The sequence below is a fragment of the Proteiniborus sp. genome (assembly GCF_040308045.1).
In the GTDB taxonomy this organism is placed as follows: Bacteria; Bacillota; Clostridia; order Tissierellales; family Proteiniboraceae; genus Proteiniborus.
In genome coordinates this window covers 41106-64237 of the sequence record NZ_JAWRHZ010000056.1, presented here as the reverse complement: position 1 = coordinate 64237, position 23132 = coordinate 41106, and the positions used below count along the sequence as shown (strand labels likewise).

Here is a 23132-nt window from a genome sequence, read left to right as displayed (position 1 = left end):
AATCGAGTAGGGAAAAATAAATTTCCCTCTCACACCACCGTACGTACGGTTCCGTATACGGCGGTTCAATTAAATCTAACATTACGTCTGTGTTCATAGTAATCTAATGGACTAACTAACCCTCTTTTGGTTAATATGTCTTTAGAAATTACTCTAGATACACAGGTTTTTGTTGCTACAAAATAGTACCTATCACCACAATATGAAGTTAATCTCGCTAAATCTTTGTTAACTCCCAGCTTTTGTAATCCCCATTGTCTTTTTGATGGTACTTTCCACATCTTCCAAATTATCATTCTAAGTCTTGTTCTAAGTCTCGAATCGATTTCTGTTAGTGCCCCTTTCATCGAGCCTATCAGAAAATAATTTATCCAACCTCTTATTACTTGATTTAGCTTTTCAAGTCGCTCTGTAAAGCTAATAGACCATTTCCTTTGTGTCAGACCTTTGAGTTTCCCTTTAAAGCTTTTAATTGAATCTTGGTGAGGTCGAGCTTTCCATTGGTCGGCTCTTCCATCTTTCCAAAATCCAAAGTCTAAATATTTCAGGTTACCTGGTCTTGTAATTTTGCTTTTTGTAGCATTTACTCTCAGACCTAGCTTTCTTTCAATCCAGTTAGTTACAGATTCCATGACTCTTTTTGCAGCTACTCTGCTTTTTACTGTTATGATACAGTCGTCTGCATATCGTACAAAGTTTAGCCCACGGCTTTCTAACTCTTTATCAAGTTCATTTAGCATTATGTTACTTAAAAGAGGGGATAAGTTTCCTCCTTGTGGTGTCCCTGTTTTTGATGGCTGAAATTCACCTTTATCCATTATCCCTGCTTGATGAAACTTTCGAATTAGTGATTCAGTGTCAGGGTCATCTATGATATTGTGTACCAAGCTCATCAATTTGTCTTGTGGAACGGTATCAAAGAATTTTTCCAAATCAATATCTACAACCCATAGATAACCATCATTAAAATATTCCAGTAGTTTAACTACGGCCATTTCACAGTTTCTGTCTGGTCTAAATCCATAACTGAATTCTGAGAATTCTTTATCTACTATAGGATTTAAAACTTGCACTATTGCCTGTTGTACTATCCTATCCATGACTGTAGGTATTCCTAACTTTCTGGTACCACCATTAGGTTTTGGAATTTCTACTCTTAAAACAGGTTGTGGTTTGTAACGTCTTTCTTCCATCTCGACTTTTATTTCTTGCCAATTTTCTCTGATGTATCTGTCAATTTCGTCAATGGTTATACCATCAACGCCACTTGTTCCCTTATTTGAGCATACTCTCTTAAAGGCTTGATACATATTTTGTCGGTCAAGAATTTTGTCTAGTAAAGTTGTCATAATGTGCATTCTACTCCTTTTTGCTAGCTTAGAAACATCTTAGTTTAGCGACCTTGGGTTCCTTTTACGTTTTCACCTGTATCAATCAGATTATCCAAGCTACATCCATTTTGTATTGTGCTCTTTAATTGTTCAGTCCTTCGCTAAAAAAAAATTAGCTACTATGACGTCTGCTGACTTCTCATGATTCGTTGTTACTACTGTATCGCTCATGAGACCTCACGGGTTAAGTCATATGTCTTTCCTCGTTTACTTGCAGAATTTACGTTTAAGGGTTACGGTTACCTTTTGGACTTTGTTGTCTTATGCCAACTTATCCGCCTATCACGCCTTGTATTCTGTTCCTGTTCGTCAAGCCACGATTTCGCTATTGCTTCCTCTCTCCCACACCTCACGATGTGAAACTTGCAAGTCGCTATTGGGTTCGTTGGTAACTACGCCCCTTAGGACTTTCACCTTAGACATATGACATGCCCGTCAAACATAAAAACCAGGATATATTCTAAATATATCCTGAGAATTGTTAATTATTGTCACCTAGAAATAATGTAGTTATTTTTTTAAACATATCAATGATGGAAGCTTTGTTAATAGTATCTTCTATAATAAGATTAACTCTTCCTACCTCAGTTCCGTTATTCTTTAATATAATCTCACCTACTTTTTGACCCTTTTCACATGGAGCTTTTAAAACTTCAGGCATAATAATTTCTTTTTCAATTTCCTTTGAAGTGCCTTTTTTAATTAATAAGCTATAGTCTTCTCCTGCAACTACATTTACCTGATCCTCTTTTCCCTTTGATACCTTTATCGTTTTTATTAGCTCATTTTTTTTGCATATTGGAACAGAGTCATAATTTGCAAATCCAAAATCCAATAGTTGTTTAGATTCTTGAAATCTACTATTTGATGTAGGACCTCCTAATACTACACTTATTAGTGATAGATTACCTCTTTTAGCTGAAGCTGCAAGGCAATGACCTGCTTCATTGGTAAGTCCAGTTTTTATGCCATTTGCTCCTTGATACTGACGAATAAGCTTATTTGTATTAACTAGAGTCTGTGTTACATCCTTGTTCTTCCCAACTTTTATATCTGTCATATATATAGTTAACCATTCTTGTATCTTAGGATATCGCATTAGCTCCTTCGACATAAGGCTAACATCATATGCAGTAGTAAAATGCTCTTCATCTGGTAGTCCAGTTGCATTCTTAAAATTAGTATTTAACATACCAAGCTGCTTTGCTTTTTCATTCATTCTTTGCACAAATACATCTATACTTCCTGATATATGTTCTGCTAATGCTACAGCAGCATCGTTAGCAGATCTTAGGCAAATTGCCTTAAACAGATCATCTACAACCTGTATCTCTCCCTCTTCTAGATAGACTTGACTTCCTCCCATTCTGGCTGAATTAGCACTTACCTGCACTTTATCATCAAGTTTAATCTTTCCACTACTTAAGTCTTCCATTCCAATTAACAGAACCATAATTTTGGTAATACTTGCTGGTGGCAATTTATCATGGATGTTCTTCTCATAAAGTATTTCTCCAGTGGAGGCGTCTATAAGTATTGCTGATTTAGCTTCTAATTTGAATAGTTCTTCACTGAATGAAACACTTGACAAAACAAAAACTAATAATATAAGGATTGAAATGCTAGTAATTTTTTTGTATTTTCTTATTTTATTCATTTGGTCCTCCTTCCATATAATATTAATTTTATATTAACCATCAACAATATAACTTATTCAGACTCAAAATTACAAAAAAAGGAGACTATACGATTCTAGTCTCCCACATATCTATTATTCAATTTATATTTTCAATTACAATTTTTTGATACCACTTGCATCTACTATTCCAAAAATCATTTTTTTATGCTCGCTATTTTTGTTCCCAATTTTTATTGCATTTCTCAACTGTAATCTAACCTCTTCAAATTTTCTATTGTCATTAAAATGTAAATATGCTAGCACATCTCCTTTGTTCACCCTATCATCTACTTTTTTGTTTAGTACTATGCCAGCAGCTAAATCAATATTGCTTTCTTTTGTCTCTCTTCCAGCACCAAGAGCTAATGCACATTTTCCAACTTCCTCTGCATCAATTGATTTAATATATCCTTCACTATCACTTAATAATTCTAATATATTAGAAGTTTTTGGTAGTAAATCAGTATTTTTAATATAATTCACATCGCCACCTTGAGCTTCAACAAAATCTAATAGCTTATTATAGGCTCTTCCATTATTAATGACTTCAGTCAACATATCCCTAGCAGTTTCAATGTTATTTGCTTTTTTACCTAAAACTAATAGAAACGATCCTAGTGTTATACACAACTCTACAAAATCTTCTGGGCCATTTCCCTTTAAGGTCTCAATGGCTTCTTTCACTTCAATTGAGTTCCCAACTGCACGACCTAAAGGCTCATCCATGTTAGATATTATTGCAACCGTATTTCTGTCTACACTTGTGCCTATGTCCACCATTTCTTTAGCCAAAGTAAATGCGCTTTCTAAATCTTTCATAAATGCACCACTTCCAACTTTAACATCCAAGACTATTGCATTCGAACCGGAAGCGAGTTTTTTACTCATTACACTACTAGCAATAAGAGAAATGTTGTCCACAGTAGCAGTTACATCCCTCAAAGCATATAATTTTTTATCTGCAGGAGTAATATTAGCTGTTTGGCTACATATACATAGCTTAACCCTATTTACTATAGCAATAAACTCTTCCTTAGTAAAGCCAGTTTTTAGACCTTTAATAGATTCAAGCTTATCTAATGTCCCGCCAGTATGTCCTAAACCTCTACCAGACATTTTAGCAAATGGTAAACCACATGCAGCCACCATAGGACCTAATGCTAATGTAACCTTATCTCCTACACCTCCAGTACTATGCTTATCTACCTTAATGCCCTCTATAAGTGAAAGATCTACTGTTTCACCAGAATTCACCATTGCATTTGTTAAATCAACAGTTTCCCTTTTATTCATCTTCTTTAAGTATATTGCCATTAGTAATGCACTGATTTGATAGTCAGGAATTTCTCCTTTTGTATATCCATTAATAAAAAAGTTAATCTCCTCTGTAGAAAGTTCCCTGCCATCCCTCTTTTTTTGAATAATGTCATACATTCTCATTATAGTTTCACCTCATTAAGTATACCTTTGACAAGTTTAATAAACTTTGGTCTTGTTTCATTCGCTACCTGTACAACCTCTTCATGACTAATAGATACTATTTCATCAGCTATAGCCATATCAGTAACACATGATATTCCTAGTACTCTTAAGCCTGCATGTCTCGCAACTATTACCTCTGGCACAGTTGACATACCTATTGTGTCTCCTCCTATTTTCCTAAGCATTCTTAATTCAGCTCTAGAGAAATAATATGGCCCACTAATAGCTGCATATACACCTTTTCTAGTTTCAATATTAAGTTTTGTACCAACCTCTTCTGCCAATTTTATTAACTCTTTATCATATGCAGAAGACATATCGGGAAATCTAGGTCCTAATTCATCATAGTTATGCCCAATAAGTGGATTGTCGCCTATAAAATTAATGTGATCCTCTATTATCATTAGTGCTCCTGGATAAAGTTCCTTATTCATTCCACCACATGCATTAGTCACTAATAACATCTGTACTCCTAAAGCCTTCATTACTCTCACTGGAAGTGTAACCTCTTGCATAGAATATCCTTCATAATAATGGAATCTACCTTGCATAGCAATTACTTTTTTCCCTTCAAGTTCGCCTAATACTAGTTTCCCTTCATGACCTTCTACTGTAGAAACTGGAAAGTTTGGTATATCCTTATAGTCAAATACTATAGGATTTATAATTTCATCAGCTAATGTTCCCAAGCCTGATCCTAAAATAAGTCCAATTTTGGGCACAAAGTCAATTCTTTCTCTGATATATGAACTAGTTTCATTAATAATTTCTAATAAATTCTTCACGTGTAACTCCTCCATTACAGTTCTTTTAATATTCCTTTAATCAATGAAATAAAATCATTCTTTACTCTTTCAGAAGTTTCTATCACTTCACTATGGTCTAATGGCTGGTTTAATATCCCCGACGCCATATTGGTTATGCATGATATTCCTAGAACTTTCATTCCTCCATGTACTGCAACTATGACCTCAGGCACAGTAGACATCCCAACTGCATCAGCACCCAAAATAGAAGCTAATCTTACTTCCGCAGGAGTTTCATAGGTAGGCCCAGAATTCCACATGTATACACCTTGTTTAATCTTCATGTCAAGCTTATCAGCAGCTTTCATAGCCGAATCAATAAGTGATTTATCATATGCATGAGACATATCTGGAAATCTAGGTCCTAATTCATCATAATTTTTGCCTATTAAAGGGTTATTAAAAGTAAAATTAATGTGATCAGTAATTATCATCAGATTACCAGGATTAAATTCTTTATTGACGCCTCCTGCAGCATTAGTGATTATTAAAGTTTCAACACCTAATGCATTCAAAACTCTTACAGGAAAGGTAACTTGATCTATAGGATACCCCTCATAATAGTGAAATCTTCCCTGCATTGCAATGATTTTTTTGCCTTCTAAAGTTCCAATTACCAGTTGACCTTTATGACCTTTCACTGTTGAAGTAGGAAAATTCGGTATATTCTCATACTTAATTATTTCTGCATTAGATATTTCATCAGCCAACGGTCCAAGGCCAGAACCTAGAATTATCCCTATTCTAGGATTTATCGACAACTTATTTGTTATATAGTCAACGGTTTCATTAATTCTTTCTACTAAATTCACTAAATCTCCTCCTATTTATCTAATACTAAATGAGCAAAACTTTCTCCGTTCTTTAATCCACTTAATCCTAACAGATCTAGTATTGTAGCACCAATATCTGCGAAGGTTTTCCTTGTGCCAAGATTGATACTTTTTTTTATTTTGTCACCATATATAAGAATCGGAACATATTCTCTTGAATGATCTGTACTCACTGTTGTAGGATCACAACCATGATCAGCTGTAATTATTAAAGCTTCATCTTCATTAAGATTATCAATTATTTCAGGAAGCCTACTATCAAACTCTTCTAATGCTCTTGCATAACCTTCTACATTGTTTCTATGGCCATATTTCATATCAAAATCGACTAGATTAGTAAAAATCAATCCATTTTTATGTTCTTTAATATATTCTATTGTTTTATCTACTCCATCCATATTATCTACAGTGTGAACACTTTTGGTTATTCCTTGTCCACTAAATATATCTTCAATCTTACCAACAGCCATAACTTCTAGCCCAGCATCTTTAATAATATCAAGCATAGTTTTTTCTGCTGGTTTTAATGAAAAATCTCTTCTGTTAGATGTCCTTGAAAACTCACCAGGCTTCCCATTAAATGGTCTAGCAATAACTCTACCTACGGCATATTTACCAATTAATATTTTTCTAGCTATTTTACACAATTCATATAATCTTTCAATAGAAATAATATTTTCATGTGCAGCTATTTGAAAAACACTATCAGCCGAAGTATATACTATTGGATATCCAGTTTTCATATGTTCTTCTCCGAGCTCCTCAATAATTACTGTTCCTGAAGCTACTTTATTACCTAAGCTTTTTGTTCCAATAAGTTTTTCAAATTTAGATATTAACTCATCTGGGAATCCATTTGGAAAAGTAGGAAAAGGTTCACTAAGAATAATACCTCCTATTTCCCAATGTCCTGTAGTTGTATCTTTACCAACTGAACTCTCTGACAACCTTCCATAACTACCAGTTGCACTTTTTACATGCTCTAAACCTTCAACCCCTTCTATTAAGCCAAGGCCTAGTTTATTTAAATTTGGTAACTTAACATTAGTTGAATTCTTAAGTATATTGCTTAATGTATTACTGCCTTCATCTCCATATTTATAGGCATCTGGTAATTCTCCAATTCCTACACTATCTAGAACAATTAAAGTTATGTTTTTAATCATAGTACTCATCCTCCCTGCTTATATTATACCCAAAATCAAATAAGTTCTTTAAAGAAAAGATAACCCACCAAAAAGGTGGGAATTAGGCTCTTGGATGGGCTTTTTTATATACTTCTTTGATTTTATTTTTTGTAATTAAAGTATAAACCTGTGTTGTAGAAATATCAGCATGTCCTAACATCTCCTGTACTGATTTTAAATCAGCTCCATTTTGTAATAAGTGAGCCGCAAAAGAATGTCTCAATGTATGTGGAGTTATATTTTTATTAATTTTAGCTTGATTCGTATAACCTCTCACTATTTTCCAAAAACCTTGTCTAGTAAGTCTCTTCCCATGATAATTAACAAATAAAGATTTCTCATCACAATCTTTTACGAAGCTCATTCTATGTTTTTCTATGTATAAGCTTAAAATATCCACTGCCATTTTCCCAATTGGAATTACCCTTTCATTGGGAGTGTCTCTGGAACTTAATATGTAATCCATATATAAATTTATATCATCTACATTCAATGCTATGAGTTCTGAAACTCTAATCCCAGATGCATATAATAGTTCCAGCATAGCCTTGTCTCTTATTCCCTTTGAGCAATTCAAATTAGGCTGTTCAAGTAATATTTCAACTTCTTTTGGCGTCAATATGCTTGGAAGTTTCCTCTCCTGTTTAGGCGATTGAAGATTAATAGTAGGATCTTTATTTATAATACCATCATTTAAAAGAAATTGATAAAAAGATCTTAGGGATGCAATATTCCTTGAAATTGTAGAAACAGATTTCCCTGATTTCTGTAAACTCATGAGATACGTTATTATTAATGTCTTATTAACATGAATAATATCAGATAAATTATTTTCCTCCAAATAAGCATTAAATTGCCTTAAATCCCTAATATAAGATTCTATTGTATTTTGAGACAACTCTTTTTCAACTTCCAGATAACCATTAAACTTTAGTATATTGCTGTCCATAGTATTTCCCCTTTATAATCTTAAGTATAGTTATAATTCAACATTTGTTTATAAAATCCTTCATATTGTTATTTATTTTACCTATCAGAGAGAAAAAAGTATTACTATTATAAAAAAAATTACATAATATATTATTAGTTCATGTATGAAACACCTACATGACATATCCTAATAACAGTTTCATAAAAATAGGAGTTACATAAGCCTCTACTAAACTTCCCACAATAATCAATAGTGAAAAAAGAGATGTTAATAGTGAATATCTTGTTAACTCAGATAAAAAACTAAACTTTATACCAGGCTTTGTTTTGCTTGTAACAATTTTTTTAGAAAAACTTATCGATAATGAACCCAAAACTATAATTCCAGGTATTACAAAAATATTCTGAGGTAATATGGTTAGCATAGAAAAAGCAAAACCTTTAAACCCTAGTTCATTTATTAAGAAACCTACAGTAAATCCAACAATAAATCCTCTTAAAGCTACTATAAAAATAATAATAGGCAAACCTATAACTGTTATCCCTAAAATCCAAATTAATATTATAGTTTGTAGATTATTAGCTAGTGAATGCTTAAGCAAAGTAAAACTCTCGATTTTTTCTTGACTTAGTACCTTAAAAAAAGAATTTAAAAAACTTATAAGACTCTGACTTTGTTCTTTGTTTAATACATTTATAGTTATTGCCCCTGCGGAGATTCCCACCATTAGTATAAGAACTAATAAAAAATATACTACAAAGTTATCTTTAATGTTCTTGTAAATAATATCTTTCATCTTCAAAAAAAGTATATCCCCCTTTCATACAAGCCTATATACATTAATATGCTACTTCGGGAGATAATATTACAGTGCAATATTTACTTTTTTATTCAATTTCAGATCTACTGTTTTTTTTCATTGATTCGTAAGCCATAAAAATCCCAATTATAGTCTTACCATCTATTATTGTACCATTATTAATCATATCCATAGCTTCATTAATATCTACTTTTACAACGTCCATGTATTCGTCCTCTTCTGGAGTAGCTTCTCCAAATATAACTTCAGTTGCAATAAAAATATGGATTTTTTCATTCGTAAAGCCTGGAGATGAAAAATAATCAATAATGTGTTCTATTTTTTTAGCTTCTAAGCCTGTCTCTTCCTTGAGTTCTCTAATTGCACAATCAAGAGGATGTTCGTTAATCTCTAACTTACCCGCTGGGATTTCAAGTAATACGGTTTCAGTTGCTTTTCTAAACTGTTTGACAAAAACAATTTCGTTTTCATTAGTTATTGGAACAATTGCAACACCTCCAGGGTGTTCAACAATTTCTCTTTTTGAATATTTTTTATCAGGCAATTCAACGGTATCTACTCTTAAGGTTAAAATCTTACCTTCATATATCTTTTCACTTTTCATAGTTTTTTCCTCAAAAATCATAATTATTTATCCTCCTTTATGGAATAAAAAATGAAAATGTTCATATATTACTATATATTAAAAAGGGAGTTGTTTTTAATGATAAAAATTACATCAAAAAATAATCTGTTTTTTATTGGAAAAGTAGACGAAGTAATAGAGGCTATTGATAATATGCTAATTACATATGGTGAAAATGCCACATTAGCAGAAATTATAAAGCATTATCTAAAAGCTTGATACCTGCTTTTGCTGCAGCCCCTAATGTTAAAAAGAAGGCTTCATCATCATAATAACCCCTTCCCATAGTCTTTATTTCGAGCTGGTAGTGTTTTAGAGCCTTTAATACATCTTTACCATCTTCGAAAATAATATTGTGCTGATTATTCATATTGCTTTCTCTAATTTGCGTGTTAATAAATTCTGCATGCATTTCGTCAAGGACAGGAAATACCAAGTTAGTTTTTGTATTTGTGACTTCATTTAATGTTGTCAAAGTATGATGACTAATACCTTTATGTCTCTCTCTTTTGTCTGCAAAACTTATTCTTGGCACTGCAAGACTTTGTCCTCCTAATTTATTGACAGCATCAATAATGTAGCCTTGTTCAATTCCACTAAAACCATATTTAGTACCAGTTCCTACAATACCTGGTCCCATAGTTATTATTGTAACATCACTTTTAGCTGCAACTTTCGCTGCTATTATGCCAGTATAGATATTGATACATTCAAAGTCTCCTCCAAAGGCATGGCCTACTGTAATTGTATTTTTTATGATATCTTTTTCTTTCAATATTTTTATTGTTTTACTAAAATGTAGGGGTAAAGCTCCTGCATCAGTCATTATGTATGATATGTTTAATTCAGGTTTAAGCCACTTTAACATAGCTGCAATAGGTGCTAGCATACTATGTAATGTACCAACAATATACAATGAACCATTTAAGTCTTTAAAGTCTTTAAATGCATCATGATATTTGCTTTTCTGTTCTTCAGCAGCAAGACACTTAAGCTGTATGGGTGTGTATCTTAATTTCATAATATGTCCTAATTCCTCTGAGGTTTCCTTAGATTTATTGTTATAATTATATATGACAAAATGGTAGCCTCCAGTTCCAAGTCCAAGCTCTACTGCTGTAGTATTTAAAACAACTTTATCGCCAATATCCACATACCCAGTCATAAAGTTATAATTAACGGCTTTAGTGTTTACTCCTTCTACCTCTACAATAATCCACGTCACATGATCATCAGATTCAATTATACTTTTTACAATCCCATTTCTATATGATATCAGTCTAATTACCTCCTATTTTCTTCCCAGTTTATCAATATAGCACAATATTCTATTTTTTTCAATAATTTCTGTAAGTGATAAATATTCTGAAACAATGTGAATAATTATTAGTAGAACTAAGTACAATACTTTTGTCCAGATAAACTGTGTTCCAGCACAAAATATCCCAAGAGTCATTCCCAATACATTAGAGCCGATATCCCCCATCATGGATTCTGCTTTTAAATCATAAGGCATATAGACTAAAAGTATACCTAATAAAGAAATAATAATATAATTATATCTACTTAAACTTGTAGTCAAAATTAGTATAATTGATAAAAATATGAATACTTTACCAGCTCTACCAGGTCTTAAATCAAAAAGATTAATCAAATTAGTAAAAAGTCCTACTACTAAAACATTAATAATAAAATCTATTACATTTTTTGATATGGTTAATGAAACAATAATAGATGCAATGCCTCCAACTACGAGTTTTAATCCACCTGTTGTTAGTTTCATTTTTATTAACGAAGATATATGACCTTTAAACCCCTTAACCTCCTTTTCTCCAATTAAGTCGTCAACTATTCCTACTATCCCAATTATTAGTATTGAAATAATATAGAGAAAAATGTAACTCTCCTCAGTTTTACTATATAAGACAACCATTAAAATAATAAATGTTTGAACAATAACGAAAACAAGTCCCATTCCTATAGGAATCTGTTTTTTCTTATAATTAAGCTCTATACAGTTATTAGTTAAAAGCATATTATAAATTAGAGGGATAGCAATTAAGCTTAAAAATGCACTAAGTAAAAAAACTATAATGTTTGAAACTCTCATTTATTCACCTTCTGAATGCTAAAGTTATTAAAGTAATTAATATATTCACAAACTGTTTGCCCCTATGTATAAACCCTTCTAGGTTTCTTTCTGTTTCTCTATGTGTCATTTCTACATCAACTTCTTTGATGGTAAATCCTTTTCTTAATGCTTCTATAGTCATTGCAACTTCAACCCCAAATCTATTAGGTATATAGTCAATATTATCTATTACTCTTTTACTGTAAACCCTTTGTCCCGATAAAGTAGAGGTTATGTTTTTACTGGTATAAAAATATACTCCTCTATTAGCTAGCTTTTTTACTAATCCAAACCCTCCTCTTTTTTTGGGTTTTTGGAACCTAGCTATTATTACATCTGCTTCGTTGTTTATAGCAGGAGTTATTAGCTTTATAACTTCATCACTAGTCCTTCCTAAATCTCCATCTATTAAAGCTAAATAATCAAATTTAGTATTCTTGATAGCTGTACTAATAGCATATCCCTTTCCTCTGTTCTTATCTAATCTAATATAAATAACATCTAATTTACTAACTATTTCTTTTGTTCTATCTGTAGAACCGTCATCCACAACTACTATTTCATCTATTAAATCAATTTTTTTAATATTTGAAATTGTGTTTTTAATAAAACTTTCTTCATTATAAACAGGTATTACTGCTACAACTTTAGGTTTAGTATTATCCATGTTTAATTCTCCTTATTACTCAATAATTGTAGTACCTAAATTGGGTACTAAACTTTCTGCGCTTGGTTTTACCCCATAATTTCCTGGTCTCCCATCTACGGCTAGAACAAGTGCAACTTTGCCCATGATTGTATCCACATTATCTACTGATGAAATTCTATTGTCTTTATATTTTTCAATGTATGAATAATCAACACTCTCCTTTTCTATTCCTATAACAGGAATATTAGCCTTTTTGCAGATATCAATTATTTTTTTATCTATGGTATCAAATCTTGTATCATCTTTTTCTTTTCTTCCTCCTGCTAATACTATGTAATCAATAGCTGTAATGTATTCTCCATTAGCATCAATTAGTCCTTCTGCCTTAAATGTTTCTATAACCTTGTTATTTTGACCAGTTATGATTTCTTGTACTATTGAGTCAATTGAAAGATTGGGGATATTATTATCTACATTTTCAATCTGATTTTCTTCTTCGTAGTTTTCTTTCAACAAATCTAGATCAGTATAAAAGTTGTTTTTTATTGTTGTTATTGATGTTACATCTGCTCCAGCTAATTCCAGAGTCTGGCTTACCCCCTTATATATATAGTCATCACTTGTTTCTATAATTGCTATTTTAATTCCATTTAGTTTATCCCTTATAACATCACTGTAAATTGCCCTATTAAACTCTTTTATTTGATTGTTCTCTTTATTTACTTTTTCTATTTCCTCTTTAACCATTTTATTTTCTTCTTCCAAGTAATCAAATCTCTCTTCAAGCTGAGTAACTATATCTTCTTTTTGTGACATTAAAATATCCTGTGCATCAAACATGAATCCTATATAGATACCAATAGCAAGTGCTAAAAATATAGAAACAATAGTTAAAACATAATATTTAATATTAGTCAGCATTTAATAACCTCCTAGAATCCAAATAGAATTCTAAATCTAATTTGAATTAACTTAATTAATTCGTTCATTGGTGGAAACATCAGTGATAAAACTATAATCGGAATTAATGCAGCAATTCCTAAACCAATAACATATTTTAGCTTAAGACTACTTCTATAAAGCATATTAACACCTTTTGCATCAACTAATTTTGATCCTACCTTTAATCTAACTAAGAATGTACTTGCCATTCCACTTCTGCCTTTTTCAAGAAAATCAATCATATTACTATGAGTTCCAACAGCTACTATCAAATCAACATTATATGAATATGCTAGCAAAAATGCAATATCTTCACTTGTACCAGCAGATGGAAAAATTTTTGCCTCTAGTCCTAAATTCTTTACTCTTTCAAGTCCTGGTGCTCTTCCATCTTTGTATGCATGTACAATTATCTCTTTAGATAATTGTAAACATTTATCACTAATACTATCCATATCACCAATTACAATATCAGGGATATATCCAAATTCTAATAAGGCATCGCCCCCACCATCTACTCCTATTAGTATTGGTTTAACTTCACTTATATAATTCTGAATAGCTATCAAGTCTTTTTTATAGTCTTTCCCTCTAACAACAACTAAAACATGCCTATTTGTCATTTTCGTTTTAATTTTAGGAATGTTACCTTTTTCAAGTACTAATTCTTTTTCTTTCTTAGCATATTCAAGGGTATTTTCAATAAATTTATCTAATTCCTTTTCTAGATTACTATATCCGACTTTCAACAATTCTTCAACTATTTCAGAATTTAATTCTTTATAAGTCCCGATTTCTTTATCTCTGTAAATTATTATACCATCTTTTAATTCAAGCAAATCTCCTTCAGTAACAATATCGAATATTTCTTTGTTTTCACTTTCTAATAATATGATTCCAGACTCAATAAGAATAGAAGGTCCTTTATTGGGATACTTTCCACTAACTGACATATTCAAATTTAAAACGCACTTTACCTTTGATTCGACAAGGGAGATCGAAGCAATCTCGTCTAAGTCTTTATGGTCTATAATAGCAATATCTCCTGGTTTAAGTCTTTTAATAAGGTTTTTTGTTCTTTTATCTTTTTTTATTGTTCCTTTTATATACATTCGATTTCCTCCAAAAAATAGAAAATTCAACAAAAATAATACTTACTTCTATTTTATCCAACTTTCATATATGAATACTTTTATGAAAAATACAACTATTATTTATAATAACATTTTTTATAGCATTAGTTAACTAAAAAATCTCTTTTTCTATTATTTAAGAAAAAGAGATTTTGAAAATTATTAATAAAAATTATTTCTAAGAAATCTTCTGCTCTAGTCTCAACTTATCAGCAACCATCGCTATAAATTCAGAATTAGTTGGCTTACCTTTATCTGTATTAACCGTGTAGCCAAAAAGATTATTGATTGTATCTACTTTTCCTCTACTCCAAGCTACTTCTATTGCATGTCTAATGGCTCTTTCTACTCTACTTGGTGTCGTATTGAATTTTTTTGCGATATTTGGGTATAGTTCTTTTGTAACAGCACTTAGTAGTTCAATATTATCTACTACCATAGTTATAGCCTCGCGTAAATATAAATAACCTTTAATATGCGCAGGAACTCCAATCTCATGTATAATATTAGTGATTTTGGCTTCAAGACTTTTATGTGCATTTGTAGTATTAATTAAACTTGATGGCATTTCCATCTGCTTTCTTCTCTCAATGATTGCTGGTGTTGTTCCAGTTACTTGTCTAATTCTCTTCATAAAAATCTCAAAATCAAAAGGTTTAACTACATAATAATCTGCACCATAATTAATAGCTCTTTGTGTAATTTTATCTTGTCCAACGGCAGATAAAACAATAATCTTAGGAAATTTATCTAAATCAGTTGAATTAAGTTTTTCTAGTACTCCTAATCCATCTAAATGCGGCATAATAATGTCAAGAACTAATACATCTGGTTTTTTTTCATTAATGAGTTCTAAAGCCTCTATCCCATCTTTAGCTATTCCAACTACTTCTACATCATTTTGAGTTGTTAAATAATCGCTAAGAATGCTACAAAAATCCTTGTTGTCATCAGCAATTAATATGCTTATTTTTTCACTATTCACAACAAATTACCCCCCTGAAATCTTTTTCTCAAAAAAATTGAACATATTAATAAATTCGACAAAAGTAATATATTTCCTTCTCACTTTTCTTTTTTTTATTTTTTTTTAGATTTATTCTTTTTTTATCATAAAGAAAAGAGATATGGAAAACTTCCTTATCTCTTGTAGTTCATTTATTTACCTTCTGCAAACTCAGAATTATTATTAACGAGTACTCCTGCTTCTTTAAGCATCCATTCAATGTATATACCATAACCTTTTGTTGGGTCATTAACAAAAACATGCGTCACAGCGCCGATAATTTTTCCATTCTGGATTATAGGACTTCCACTCATTCCTTGAACTATTCCCCCGGTTTTTTCAATTAATCTACTATCCGTTACTTTTATGACCATACTTTTGGATTGAGGAACATTTTGCTTTTCCATTTTAATTAATTCTACTTCATATTTCTCTATATTATCCCCATCAATATTTGCAAGTATATGTGCCTTTCCAATCTTAACTTCACTTTGAAAACCAATTGGCATCGTCTTTTTCTGTTTTAAAATTTTATTATAGTCATAAATGATGCCATATATACCAAAAGCAGTATTATTTTCAATTTTACCTAGTACATCTTCCGTTTCAAAAAACATTCCTCTTAACTCACCAGGACTACCTTTTTTTCCTTGTTCAATAGACGAAACTTTTGCCCTCATTATTTCTCCATTTTCAACTTTCATTAATGTGCCAGTATCAGCATCAGTTATAGCATGACCTAGTGCACCAAATTTTTTAGTTTTTGGCTCATAAAATGTTAGAGTCCCAATTCCTGCTGTCTTATCTCTTACCCATATACCTAATCTATAACTATTATCCTGTTTACTTTTAACTGGTAATACTTCTGTAACAAAACTTACATTGTTTCTTTCAATCTCAATTTTAACTTTATTGCTTTTTATGTTATTTAATAATTGAATTACATGTTCTGCATCTTTAATCTTTATGCCATTAATCGTAGTTATTGAATCCCCAACTTTTATACCCGCTTTTTTTGCTGGATTATATATTTTACCATCTATTCCCGATATCTCTGATGTAGCCACCACTAGTACTCCTTTAGTATTTAACTTAACGCCTATAGCTTCGCCACCTGGAACTACATAAGTTTGATCAACTACATTTACCTTAATATTTTTTATTGAGAAAATACCAAGAAGTTTGAATTTAAGCTTTGCTATTCCATTATTGGTAGACTCTAATTTATAGGAGTTTTTTAGACCAACATTAAGTCCCATTTTACTGGAATCTTGGAGTCTTACTATATCAATAGAATCTTCCATTATTTCTAAAGAGAAAGGGAAAAAAATATTCAGATTTCTACTATCACCTTTAATAATATCAATCTCAGAAGGGAAATTGGCAATATTTAGCATTTGAACTGAGTAAATTAGTATAATTAGGAGTAAAGCAAAGTAAAATAACTTTCTGTATCTTGGCATATTACGCAATCAAAATCACTCTCCCACTTGCCTGTGACTTTTACTTCACCTCCAAAAAAACACTAGTCTTCATGAGCAGAAGACTAAATTTTTAATTAGTTCTTTAAGATTAATTTGACCTTTTTAATCTACATTTATTCGAAACAAATATTTATTAAAATGTAAAGTAAAATCTTTATTTCCGTATTATACATTAAAAATAATTCAAAAAATAAGAAAACATCTATACATATAGATGTTTTCTTATTTTTTAAATTATTTTTTTTGACATTTCTATCATTTCTCTTGCATGTTGCTTAGTTGTTTCGGTTAAACTAACTCCACCTAGTAACCTTGATAGTTCTTCTATTCTTTCATCATAATTCAGTTTAAGTATTTCAGTTATTGATTTATCATCTACAAATTTTTTACTAATTAAATAATGGCTATCTGCTAAAGCTGCAATTTGAGGTAAATGTGTAATACAAATTACTTGGTGATTTCTAGATATTTTAGCTATTTTTTCACCTACTATTTGTGCAGTTCTACCACTTATTCCAGTATCAATTTCATCAAATATTAATGTGGGTATCTTGTCAATTTCAGCCAAAATACTCTTAATGGCAAGCATGATTCTAGACATTTCTCCACCAGATACTATTTTAGATAATGATTTCAAAGGCTCGTTTGGATTTGTTGAAATTAAAAATTCAATCTTGTCTAAACCATTCTGTGAAAAATAATTATTTTTTTCAATCATAGCCTTAAACTTGACTTTTGGCATATTAACTTCACTAAGTTCTTTTGTTATCTCTATCTCAAATTCTTTGGCTATGCATGTCCTTTTTTTTGTTAATTCCTGACAGAGAATATTCATATTTGCTTCAAGTTTTTCTATTTTATTTCTTATTTCTTTTATTTCTTCTTCAGAATTTAAAAGTACTATTAAATCTTTATTAACCTCATTTCTATATTCGAGAATTTCTTTTATTGTTTTACCATATTTTCTTTTTAGTCTATTTATTAGTTCTAATCTTTCATCAAGAAATCTTAGCTTTTCAGGATTATATTCAACCATATCTTTATAATGTCGGATTTCCCTAATCAAATCCTCAAGTTGATAAATTATTGATTCAATTATATTTGAAAAGCTGAAAATATTATCGCTATGCTTAGAAATCTTAAATAAGTTAGAATAAATATTGTTAAGTTCATCTATGATAGATTTTTCCCCACGGTAATCCGAATCCAGACTCGTTAAAACCTCAGATAAAGTTTGCATGATACTTTCTGAATTAGATAATACATTATGTTCTAAAATTAAAGATTCTTCTTCACCTTCTACAAGCCTTGCTTCATCTATTTCTTCAATTTGAAACCTTAGTAAATCTATTTTCCTTTCTTTTTCCATTTCATCTTGAGCTAAAGCTTTAAGTCTATTTTTGAGTACTTGTAGACTTTCAAATTCTTTTTTTACCTTTTCTATATTTTTTGTCAGTTCTTCGTCTCCTAGTGAGTCTATAAATTCTAAATGTTTTTCTTTTCTTAAAAGAGACTGATGATCATGTTGTCCATGAATATCAATTAATTTGTCAGTAATATTATTCAACATACTTAATGTGACAGTTCTGCCATTAATTCTAGACGTACTTCTTCCAGTGTTAAATATCTCTCTAGTAATAAGTAATGTATTATCTATTTCATTTTGTATACCATACTCCTTAAGCAATTCTTCTATATCTTTTATGTACTCAATAGAAAAAAGGGCTTCTATTGTAGTTTTTTCATATCCTGACCTAACATATTCTTTATCAGCTCTGCCACCTAAAACTAATGAAATAGCATCAATAATTATTGACTTTCCTGCGCCTGTTTCTCCAGTTAATACATTCAATCCCTTAGTAAAATTAACCCTTATCTTGTCAATAATTGCAAAGTTCTCAATATTTAACTCTAGGAGCATGTTATTCACCTCCTAACTAACTGAGAAGTTTAAGGAATATTTCTCTTATTTCTTCTATCTTATTAGAATTGCTAATTGCAATAAAAATAGTATCATCTCCTGCAATTGTTCCTACAATTTCTTCTATTCCTAGGGAGTCAACAGCAGAACCACATATTTGAGCGGCTCCTGGTAACGTTTTTACAACTAATAAATGACCTGCTATGTCAACTGAAACAATTGAATTTTTAAATATTTTAATCAACCTATCAGTTGTTCCTTCAGCATTTTGTCCCATTGCTGCATACTTGTACTTACCACTTTTGGCTAATACTTTTATAAGTCTTAATTCTCTAATATCTCTTGATACAGTTGCTTGAGTTACTTCAATTCCTAGTTTTTTTAGGTAATCAGCTAGCTCCTCCTGAGTTTCTATTTCATTGTTCTCAATGAGCTCTAATATTTTAGATTGTCTAGCATATTTTTTCATTTTAACTATCCCCTTTTCCTATGGCTTTCATAAAAACCTATTAAAGATTCCATAGCATATAAAGAATATTTAGTATCTATTCCCCTAATGGTTATTATATCAAATGAAAAAACAAAAAAATAGACCGAAATCTATTGGATTTTAAAAATTATAACTCTTCATGAGATTCATTAACTACATGCTCTATTTGTTTATATATGTCAAATACATTTATCTTATTGTCTTTTACTATATGAGCTAGATATTCACGGTTACCTTCTGCACCTTTGACTGGGGAAAAAGTCAAATTTGCAAAATTAAGTCCAATTGATAAACAAAAGTCATATATTTCTTTTATTACTTCCTTATGAACTTTCATGTCTCTAACAACACCTTTTTTGCCTACCTTCTCTCTTCCAGCTTCAAACTGTGGCTTTATTAATGCAATGATATCTACATCTTCAGTAGTTAGTTCCTTTATTTTAGGCAAGACAAGCTTTAAAGAAATAAAAGATACGTCAACACTTACTAAGTCTGCCAATTCCTCTATTTCTTCTTTTTCTAAATATCTAACATTTGTCCTATCCATTACAACAACTCTTTTATCGTTTTGAAGTTTCCAATCTAGTTGTCCATAACCTACATCAATAGCATAAACCTTTTTCACCCCATTTTTTAACATACAATCGGTAAAACCTCCAGTGGATGCTCCAACATCAAATGCAACTTTATCTTTAATTTGCAGGGAAAATGTGTTTAAAGCTTTTTCAAGTTTTAAACCACCCCTGCTAACATACGGAATAGGGTTTCCGTTAACAACAATATTACTCTCAATAGGTACTTTTGTACCTGGCTTCTCAATTCTTTCGTCATTTATATAAACTAATCCCGCCATAATGTATTTCTTTGCTTTTTCTCTAGTATCAACAACTTTTTTGTTTACAAGTAAGGTGTCTATTCTTTCTTTCTCTATTTTCATCTAATCGCTCCTAGGCTTACCAAATTTTCTCATATATTTTATTTAGAATTCCTTCTGTATCCATATTATATTGTTTAAATAATTCATCTACACTACCGTGTTCAATAAATACATCAGGAAAAGCAATATTCAACGTTTCGCCTTTGTAACCGTTTTCTATTAGCAAATCATTAATAAGACTGCCAAATCCTCCGGTTTTAACGTTGTCCTCTAAAGTTACAATGAAAGAGTGTTCCTTGGCAATTTTTATAATCAAATCCTCGTCTAATGGCTTAACAAACCTACCATTTACTAATGTTATATTTTTCCCTTGTTTATCTAACTCTTTTGCAACTTTATAACCAATTTCAACCATTTTCCCAATAGCAATTAGAGCTATATCTTTTCCTTTAGTTAAAACTTCAGCTTTCCCTAATTCTATTTCTGTTCTAGGTTTTTCTTCAATAATATCATAGCAATCTCCTCTAGGATATCTTATGGCTAACGGTCCATTATAATCTTTGCTAAACTCAAGCATCTTAACAAACTCAGATTTATCCCTTGGAGCCATTATTGATATATTCGGGATATGAGTTAGGTATGATAAATCAAATATACCATGATGAGTCTCACCATCACTCCCTACTAATCCTGCTCTATCAATAGCGAAAACAACAGGGAGGTTTTGTATACAAACATCATGAAGAACTTGATCATATCCTCTTTGCAAAAATGAGGAATAAACAACAAAATAAGGCTTTAATTCATTAGAGGCTAATCCAGCGGCTAATGTAACTCCATGCTGCTCAGCTATTCCTACATCAAAAAATCTTTTTTTGTACTTTTCTCTATATTTACTTAAGCCTGTACCTTCAGGCATAGCAGCAGTTATTGCTACTATTCTGTCATCATTTTCTGCAAGACATATTAATGTGTCTCCTAACACATCAGAATAAGAAGGATGATTTGGTTTTTTAATGGGCTTACCAGTATTTATATCAAATGGAGATGAGCCATGAAACTTATCAGGATTTTCTTCAGCTGGCCTATAACCCTTTCCTTTTTTGGTAACAACATGGACTAGCACTGGTCCTCCAACTTTCTTCGCTCTCTCTAGTTCTCTTACCATATCACTAATGTTATGTCCATCAATAGGCCCTAAATACTTAAAACCAAGATCTTCAAAAAACATTCCTGGAACAAGGAAGTATTTTACACTATCTTTTGCTCTCTCTGCTGTCTTGAAAACTTGCTTACCAATACCCGGTATACTGTTTAGAATTGCTTCAACATCTTCTTTTACTTTAAAATATGTTGGAGCAGTTCTGATTTTGTTTAAGTATTGAGATAACCCTCCAACGTTTTGAGAAATAGACATTTCGTTGTCATTTAAAATTACTATTAGACTAGTTCTTGTATCTCCAGCATGATTTAGAGCCTCAAAGGCCATTCCAGCTGTCATAGCGCCATCTCCGATTACACTAACTACACTATACTTTTCTCCCTTAATATCTCTTGATAAGGCATATCCTAATCCAGCAGAAATTGATGTAGAACTGTGTCCTGTTTCAAAAATATCATGAGGGCTTTCTTTTTTCTTAGGAAAACCACTAATTCCCTTATATTTTCTTAAAGTATTAAATGAATCTTTTCTTCCAGTAAGAATCTTATGAACATAAGATTGATGTCCTACATCCCATATTATTTTATCATAACAACTATTAAAAACCTTGTGTAGAGCAATTGTTAACTCCACTACTCCAAGATTTGAAGCTAAGTGTCCACCATTTTTAGATACAACATCAATTATCAATTCTCTAATGTTTTCTGCAAGAACATGTAGTTCATCATTACTCATGGTTTTTAAATCTCTCAAATCATTATATCCCGAAAGAATATTTTTCATTACTACCAACCTACTTTCATTTGTTCTTATAGCTTCTTAATTCTGGTAATACATCAATCCTCAGTTTTGTATCTAATATCATAACAATTTTGGCTGTAAAAAATATTATCTTGTCAGACTTATTAATTGCAAATTCTTTTCCTATTGCTTTTCCTCCAACAGTAAGCGAGGCTATAATTCCAGTCATTACAACACTTATCAGTGTTATTCTACTAAATCCATACTCACTTACTAGCTTCATTACGATTATGGTCCCTGCTGCACCACTAATTATTCCACAAATATCTCCAATCACATCATTACAGAAATTTGATACACGCCCTGCATTTCTAACAAGCTTAACTGCATATTTTGCTTCTTTAATTTTATTTGCTGCCATTGAATGAAAAGTTTTTTCATCAGAAGCAGTTACTGCAATTCCAATTATATCAAAAAATACTCCAAAAATAATTACTATTATTAAGCTTATGAACGCTAAAATAATATCGAAGTTTCTAAGTATGCTTTCTGACACTATACTTACACTAATTGATAATATAAAAGTCCATAGTGTTATAATTAGTACCCATCTAATATTACTTTTTTTTATATCATTCTCATTCTTATAATTTTTTTTGTTTTTACTAGACAAATTATACCCCCCAGTTATAATAAGTAACCTTATATAGAAATAATGCTGATAGCCATAGCTATCAGCATTTAAGTGGTGGTATATTAAGTAAATTTTACGGCTTAAGGTCTAGCAGGATTTCCCAGATAAGAACTGTCTGTCGCCAGTCCAGCGGTTTCCCTTTAATCCTA

The 23132-nt window shown here is 31.2% G+C and carries 22 protein-coding genes; 1 reads left to right on the top strand and 21 read right to left on the bottom strand.

Annotation, left to right across the window (positions count from 1 at the left end):
- Nucleotides 1–65: 65 nt before the first annotated feature.
- The 9 genes from ltrA to ABV008_RS11905 form a co-directional block, all read right to left on the bottom strand.
- Nucleotides 66–1349, bottom strand: coding sequence for a group II intron reverse transcriptase/maturase (gene ltrA, locus ABV008_RS11945; RefSeq protein WP_352420053.1), 1284 nt, complete (start codon nt 1347–1349; stop codon nt 66–68).
- Between the two features lie 523 nt (nt 1350–1872).
- Nucleotides 1873–3048 carry a D-alanyl-D-alanine carboxypeptidase family protein gene (locus ABV008_RS11940; protein ID WP_352420052.1) on the bottom strand — a complete coding sequence of 392 codons (1176 nt, stop codon included), beginning with the start codon at nt 3046–3048 and terminating at the stop codon, nt 1873–1875.
- A 135-nt stretch (nt 3049–3183) separates the two neighbouring features.
- Nucleotides 3184–4509 carry a pyrimidine-nucleoside phosphorylase gene (locus tag ABV008_RS11935; RefSeq protein WP_352420051.1) on the bottom strand — a complete coding sequence of 442 codons (1326 nt, stop codon included), beginning with the start codon at nt 4507–4509 and terminating at the stop codon, nt 3184–3186.
- On the bottom strand, nt 4509–5336 hold the full coding sequence (locus ABV008_RS11930) for a purine-nucleoside phosphorylase (RefSeq protein WP_352420050.1): 828 nt from the start codon (nt 5334–5336) through the stop codon (nt 4509–4511). The genes ABV008_RS11935 and ABV008_RS11930 overlap by 1 nt, the downstream gene beginning before the upstream one ends.
- Before the next feature lie 14 nt (nt 5337–5350).
- Nucleotides 5351–6169: a purine-nucleoside phosphorylase gene (locus tag ABV008_RS11925; RefSeq protein ID WP_352420049.1), complete on the bottom strand. Its 819-nt coding sequence runs from the start codon at nt 6167–6169 to the stop codon at nt 5351–5353.
- Between the two features lie 11 nt (nt 6170–6180).
- A complete protein-coding gene (locus ABV008_RS11920) occupies nt 6181–7356 on the bottom strand; it encodes a phosphopentomutase (protein ID WP_502929782.1) in 1176 nt (391 codons plus the stop codon).
- 82 nt (nt 7357–7438) lie between these two features.
- A complete protein-coding gene (gene xerD, locus ABV008_RS11915; protein WP_352420048.1) occupies nt 7439–8326 on the bottom strand; it encodes a site-specific tyrosine recombinase XerD in 888 nt (295 codons plus the stop codon).
- Between the two features lie 154 nt (nt 8327–8480).
- A complete protein-coding gene (gene spoIIM, locus ABV008_RS11910) occupies nt 8481–9104 on the bottom strand; it encodes a stage II sporulation protein M (RefSeq protein ID WP_352420054.1) in 624 nt (207 codons plus the stop codon).
- Nucleotides 9105–9195: 91 nt separating this feature from the next.
- A complete protein-coding gene (locus tag ABV008_RS11905; RefSeq protein WP_352420047.1) occupies nt 9196–9753 on the bottom strand; it encodes an NUDIX hydrolase in 558 nt (185 codons plus the stop codon).
- A 78-nt stretch (nt 9754–9831) separates the two neighbouring features.
- On the opposite strand from ABV008_RS11905, the gene ABV008_RS11900 reads away from it, so the two are divergent.
- The gene (locus ABV008_RS11900) at nt 9832–9972 is read left to right on the top strand and encodes a hypothetical protein (protein ID WP_352420046.1); all 141 of its coding nucleotides are present in this window, start codon (nt 9832–9834) and stop codon (nt 9970–9972) included.
- Here ABV008_RS11900 and ABV008_RS11895 read toward each other — a convergent pair.
- The 12 genes from ABV008_RS11895 to ABV008_RS11840 all read right to left on the bottom strand — a co-directional run bounded on the left by ABV008_RS11895 (nt 9947) and on the right by ABV008_RS11840 (nt 22962).
- Nucleotides 9947–10978: a DUF3866 family protein gene (locus ABV008_RS11895; RefSeq protein ID WP_352420045.1), complete on the bottom strand. Its 1032-nt coding sequence runs from the start codon at nt 10976–10978 to the stop codon at nt 9947–9949. The genes ABV008_RS11900 and ABV008_RS11895 overlap by 26 nt on opposite strands.
- A gap of 66 nt (nt 10979–11044) precedes the next feature.
- Nucleotides 11045–11863: a hypothetical protein gene (locus tag ABV008_RS11890; protein WP_352420044.1), complete on the bottom strand. Its 819-nt coding sequence runs from the start codon at nt 11861–11863 to the stop codon at nt 11045–11047.
- Nucleotides 11864–11867: 4 nt separating this feature from the next.
- Nucleotides 11868–12551, bottom strand: coding sequence for a glycosyltransferase family 2 protein (locus ABV008_RS11885; RefSeq protein WP_352420043.1), 684 nt, complete (start codon nt 12549–12551; stop codon nt 11868–11870).
- A gap of 15 nt (nt 12552–12566) precedes the next feature.
- Nucleotides 12567–13454 (bottom strand): copper transporter, encoded by an 888-nt coding sequence (locus tag ABV008_RS11880; protein WP_352420042.1) that lies wholly within the window; start codon nt 13452–13454, stop codon nt 12567–12569.
- A gap of 11 nt (nt 13455–13465) precedes the next feature.
- Nucleotides 13466–14587, bottom strand: coding sequence for a putative cytokinetic ring protein SteA (steA, locus tag ABV008_RS11875; protein ID WP_352420041.1), 1122 nt, complete (start codon nt 14585–14587; stop codon nt 13466–13468).
- Between the two features lie 199 nt (nt 14588–14786).
- Complete coding sequence (gene spo0A / locus ABV008_RS11870; protein ID WP_352420040.1) at nt 14787–15593, bottom strand: sporulation transcription factor Spo0A; 807 nt, start codon at nt 15591–15593, stop codon at nt 14787–14789.
- A 173-nt stretch (nt 15594–15766) separates the two neighbouring features.
- The gene (gene spoIVB, locus ABV008_RS11865) at nt 15767–17077 is read right to left on the bottom strand and encodes a SpoIVB peptidase (RefSeq protein ID WP_352420039.1); all 1311 of its coding nucleotides are present in this window, start codon (nt 17075–17077) and stop codon (nt 15767–15769) included.
- A gap of 250 nt (nt 17078–17327) precedes the next feature.
- Complete coding sequence (gene recN / locus ABV008_RS11860; protein WP_352420038.1) at nt 17328–19019, bottom strand: DNA repair protein RecN; 1692 nt, start codon at nt 19017–19019, stop codon at nt 17328–17330.
- Nucleotides 19020–19035: 16 nt separating this feature from the next.
- Nucleotides 19036–19488, bottom strand: a complete 453-nt coding sequence (locus ABV008_RS11855) for an arginine repressor (RefSeq protein WP_352420037.1) — start codon at nt 19486–19488, stop codon at nt 19036–19038.
- 148 nt (nt 19489–19636) lie between these two features.
- Nucleotides 19637–20446 (bottom strand): TlyA family RNA methyltransferase, encoded by an 810-nt coding sequence (locus ABV008_RS11850; protein ID WP_352420036.1) that lies wholly within the window; start codon nt 20444–20446, stop codon nt 19637–19639.
- Between the two features lie 16 nt (nt 20447–20462).
- Nucleotides 20463–22331 carry a 1-deoxy-D-xylulose-5-phosphate synthase gene (gene dxs / locus ABV008_RS11845; protein WP_352420035.1) on the bottom strand — a complete coding sequence of 623 codons (1869 nt, stop codon included), beginning with the start codon at nt 22329–22331 and terminating at the stop codon, nt 20463–20465.
- Nucleotides 22332–22347: 16 nt separating this feature from the next.
- Nucleotides 22348–22962, bottom strand: coding sequence for a CNNM domain-containing protein (locus ABV008_RS11840; protein ID WP_352420034.1), 615 nt, complete (start codon nt 22960–22962; stop codon nt 22348–22350).
- Between the last annotated feature and the right edge of the window lie 170 nt (nt 22963–23132).

Bases quoted from the DNA above. Each gene is read 5' to 3' on its own strand.
- ABV008_RS11900 (WP_352420046.1), top strand. From the start codon at position 9,832: ATGATAAAAATTACATCAAAAAATAATCTGTTTTTTATTGGAAAAGTA.
- xerD (WP_352420048.1), bottom strand. From the start codon at position 8,326: ATGGACAGCAATATACTAAAGTTTAATGGTTATCTGGAAGTTGAAAAA.
- ABV008_RS11890 (WP_352420044.1), bottom strand. From the start codon at position 11,863: ATGAGAGTTTCAAACATTATAGTTTTTTTACTTAGTGCATTTTTAAGC.
- spoIVB (WP_352420039.1), bottom strand. From the start codon at position 17,077: ATGCCAAGATACAGAAAGTTATTTTACTTTGCTTTACTCCTAATTATA.
- ABV008_RS11855 (WP_352420037.1), bottom strand. From the start codon at position 19,488: ATGAAAAAATATGCTAGACAATCTAAAATATTAGAGCTCATTGAGAAC.
- recN (WP_352420038.1), bottom strand. From the start codon at position 19,019: ATGCTCCTAGAGTTAAATATTGAGAACTTTGCAATTATTGACAAGATA.
- steA (WP_352420041.1), bottom strand. From the start codon at position 14,587: ATGTATATAAAAGGAACAATAAAAAAAGATAAAAGAACAAAAAACCTT.
- ABV008_RS11940 (WP_352420052.1), bottom strand. From the start codon at position 3,048: ATGAATAAAATAAGAAAATACAAAAAAATTACTAGCATTTCAATCCTT.
- ABV008_RS11905 (WP_352420047.1), bottom strand. From the start codon at position 9,753: ATGATTTTTGAGGAAAAAACTATGAAAAGTGAAAAGATATATGAAGGT.
- ABV008_RS11920 (WP_502929782.1), bottom strand. From the start codon at position 7,356: ATGATTAAAAACATAACTTTAATTGTTCTAGATAGTGTAGGAATTGGA.
- dxs (WP_352420035.1), bottom strand. From the start codon at position 22,331: ATGAAAAATATTCTTTCGGGATATAATGATTTGAGAGATTTAAAAACC.
- ABV008_RS11935 (WP_352420051.1), bottom strand. From the start codon at position 4,509: ATGAGAATGTATGACATTATTCAAAAAAAGAGGGATGGCAGGGAACTT.
- spoIIM (WP_352420054.1), bottom strand. From the start codon at position 9,104: ATGAAAGATATTATTTACAAGAACATTAAAGATAACTTTGTAGTATAT.
- ABV008_RS11850 (WP_352420036.1), bottom strand. From the start codon at position 20,446: ATGAAAATAGAGAAAGAAAGAATAGACACCTTACTTGTAAACAAAAAA.
- ABV008_RS11885 (WP_352420043.1), bottom strand. From the start codon at position 12,551: ATGGATAATACTAAACCTAAAGTTGTAGCAGTAATACCTGTTTATAAT.
- ABV008_RS11880 (WP_352420042.1), bottom strand. From the start codon at position 13,454: ATGCTGACTAATATTAAATATTATGTTTTAACTATTGTTTCTATATTT.
- ltrA (WP_352420053.1), bottom strand. From the start codon at position 1,349: ATGACAACTTTACTAGACAAAATTCTTGACCGACAAAATATGTATCAA.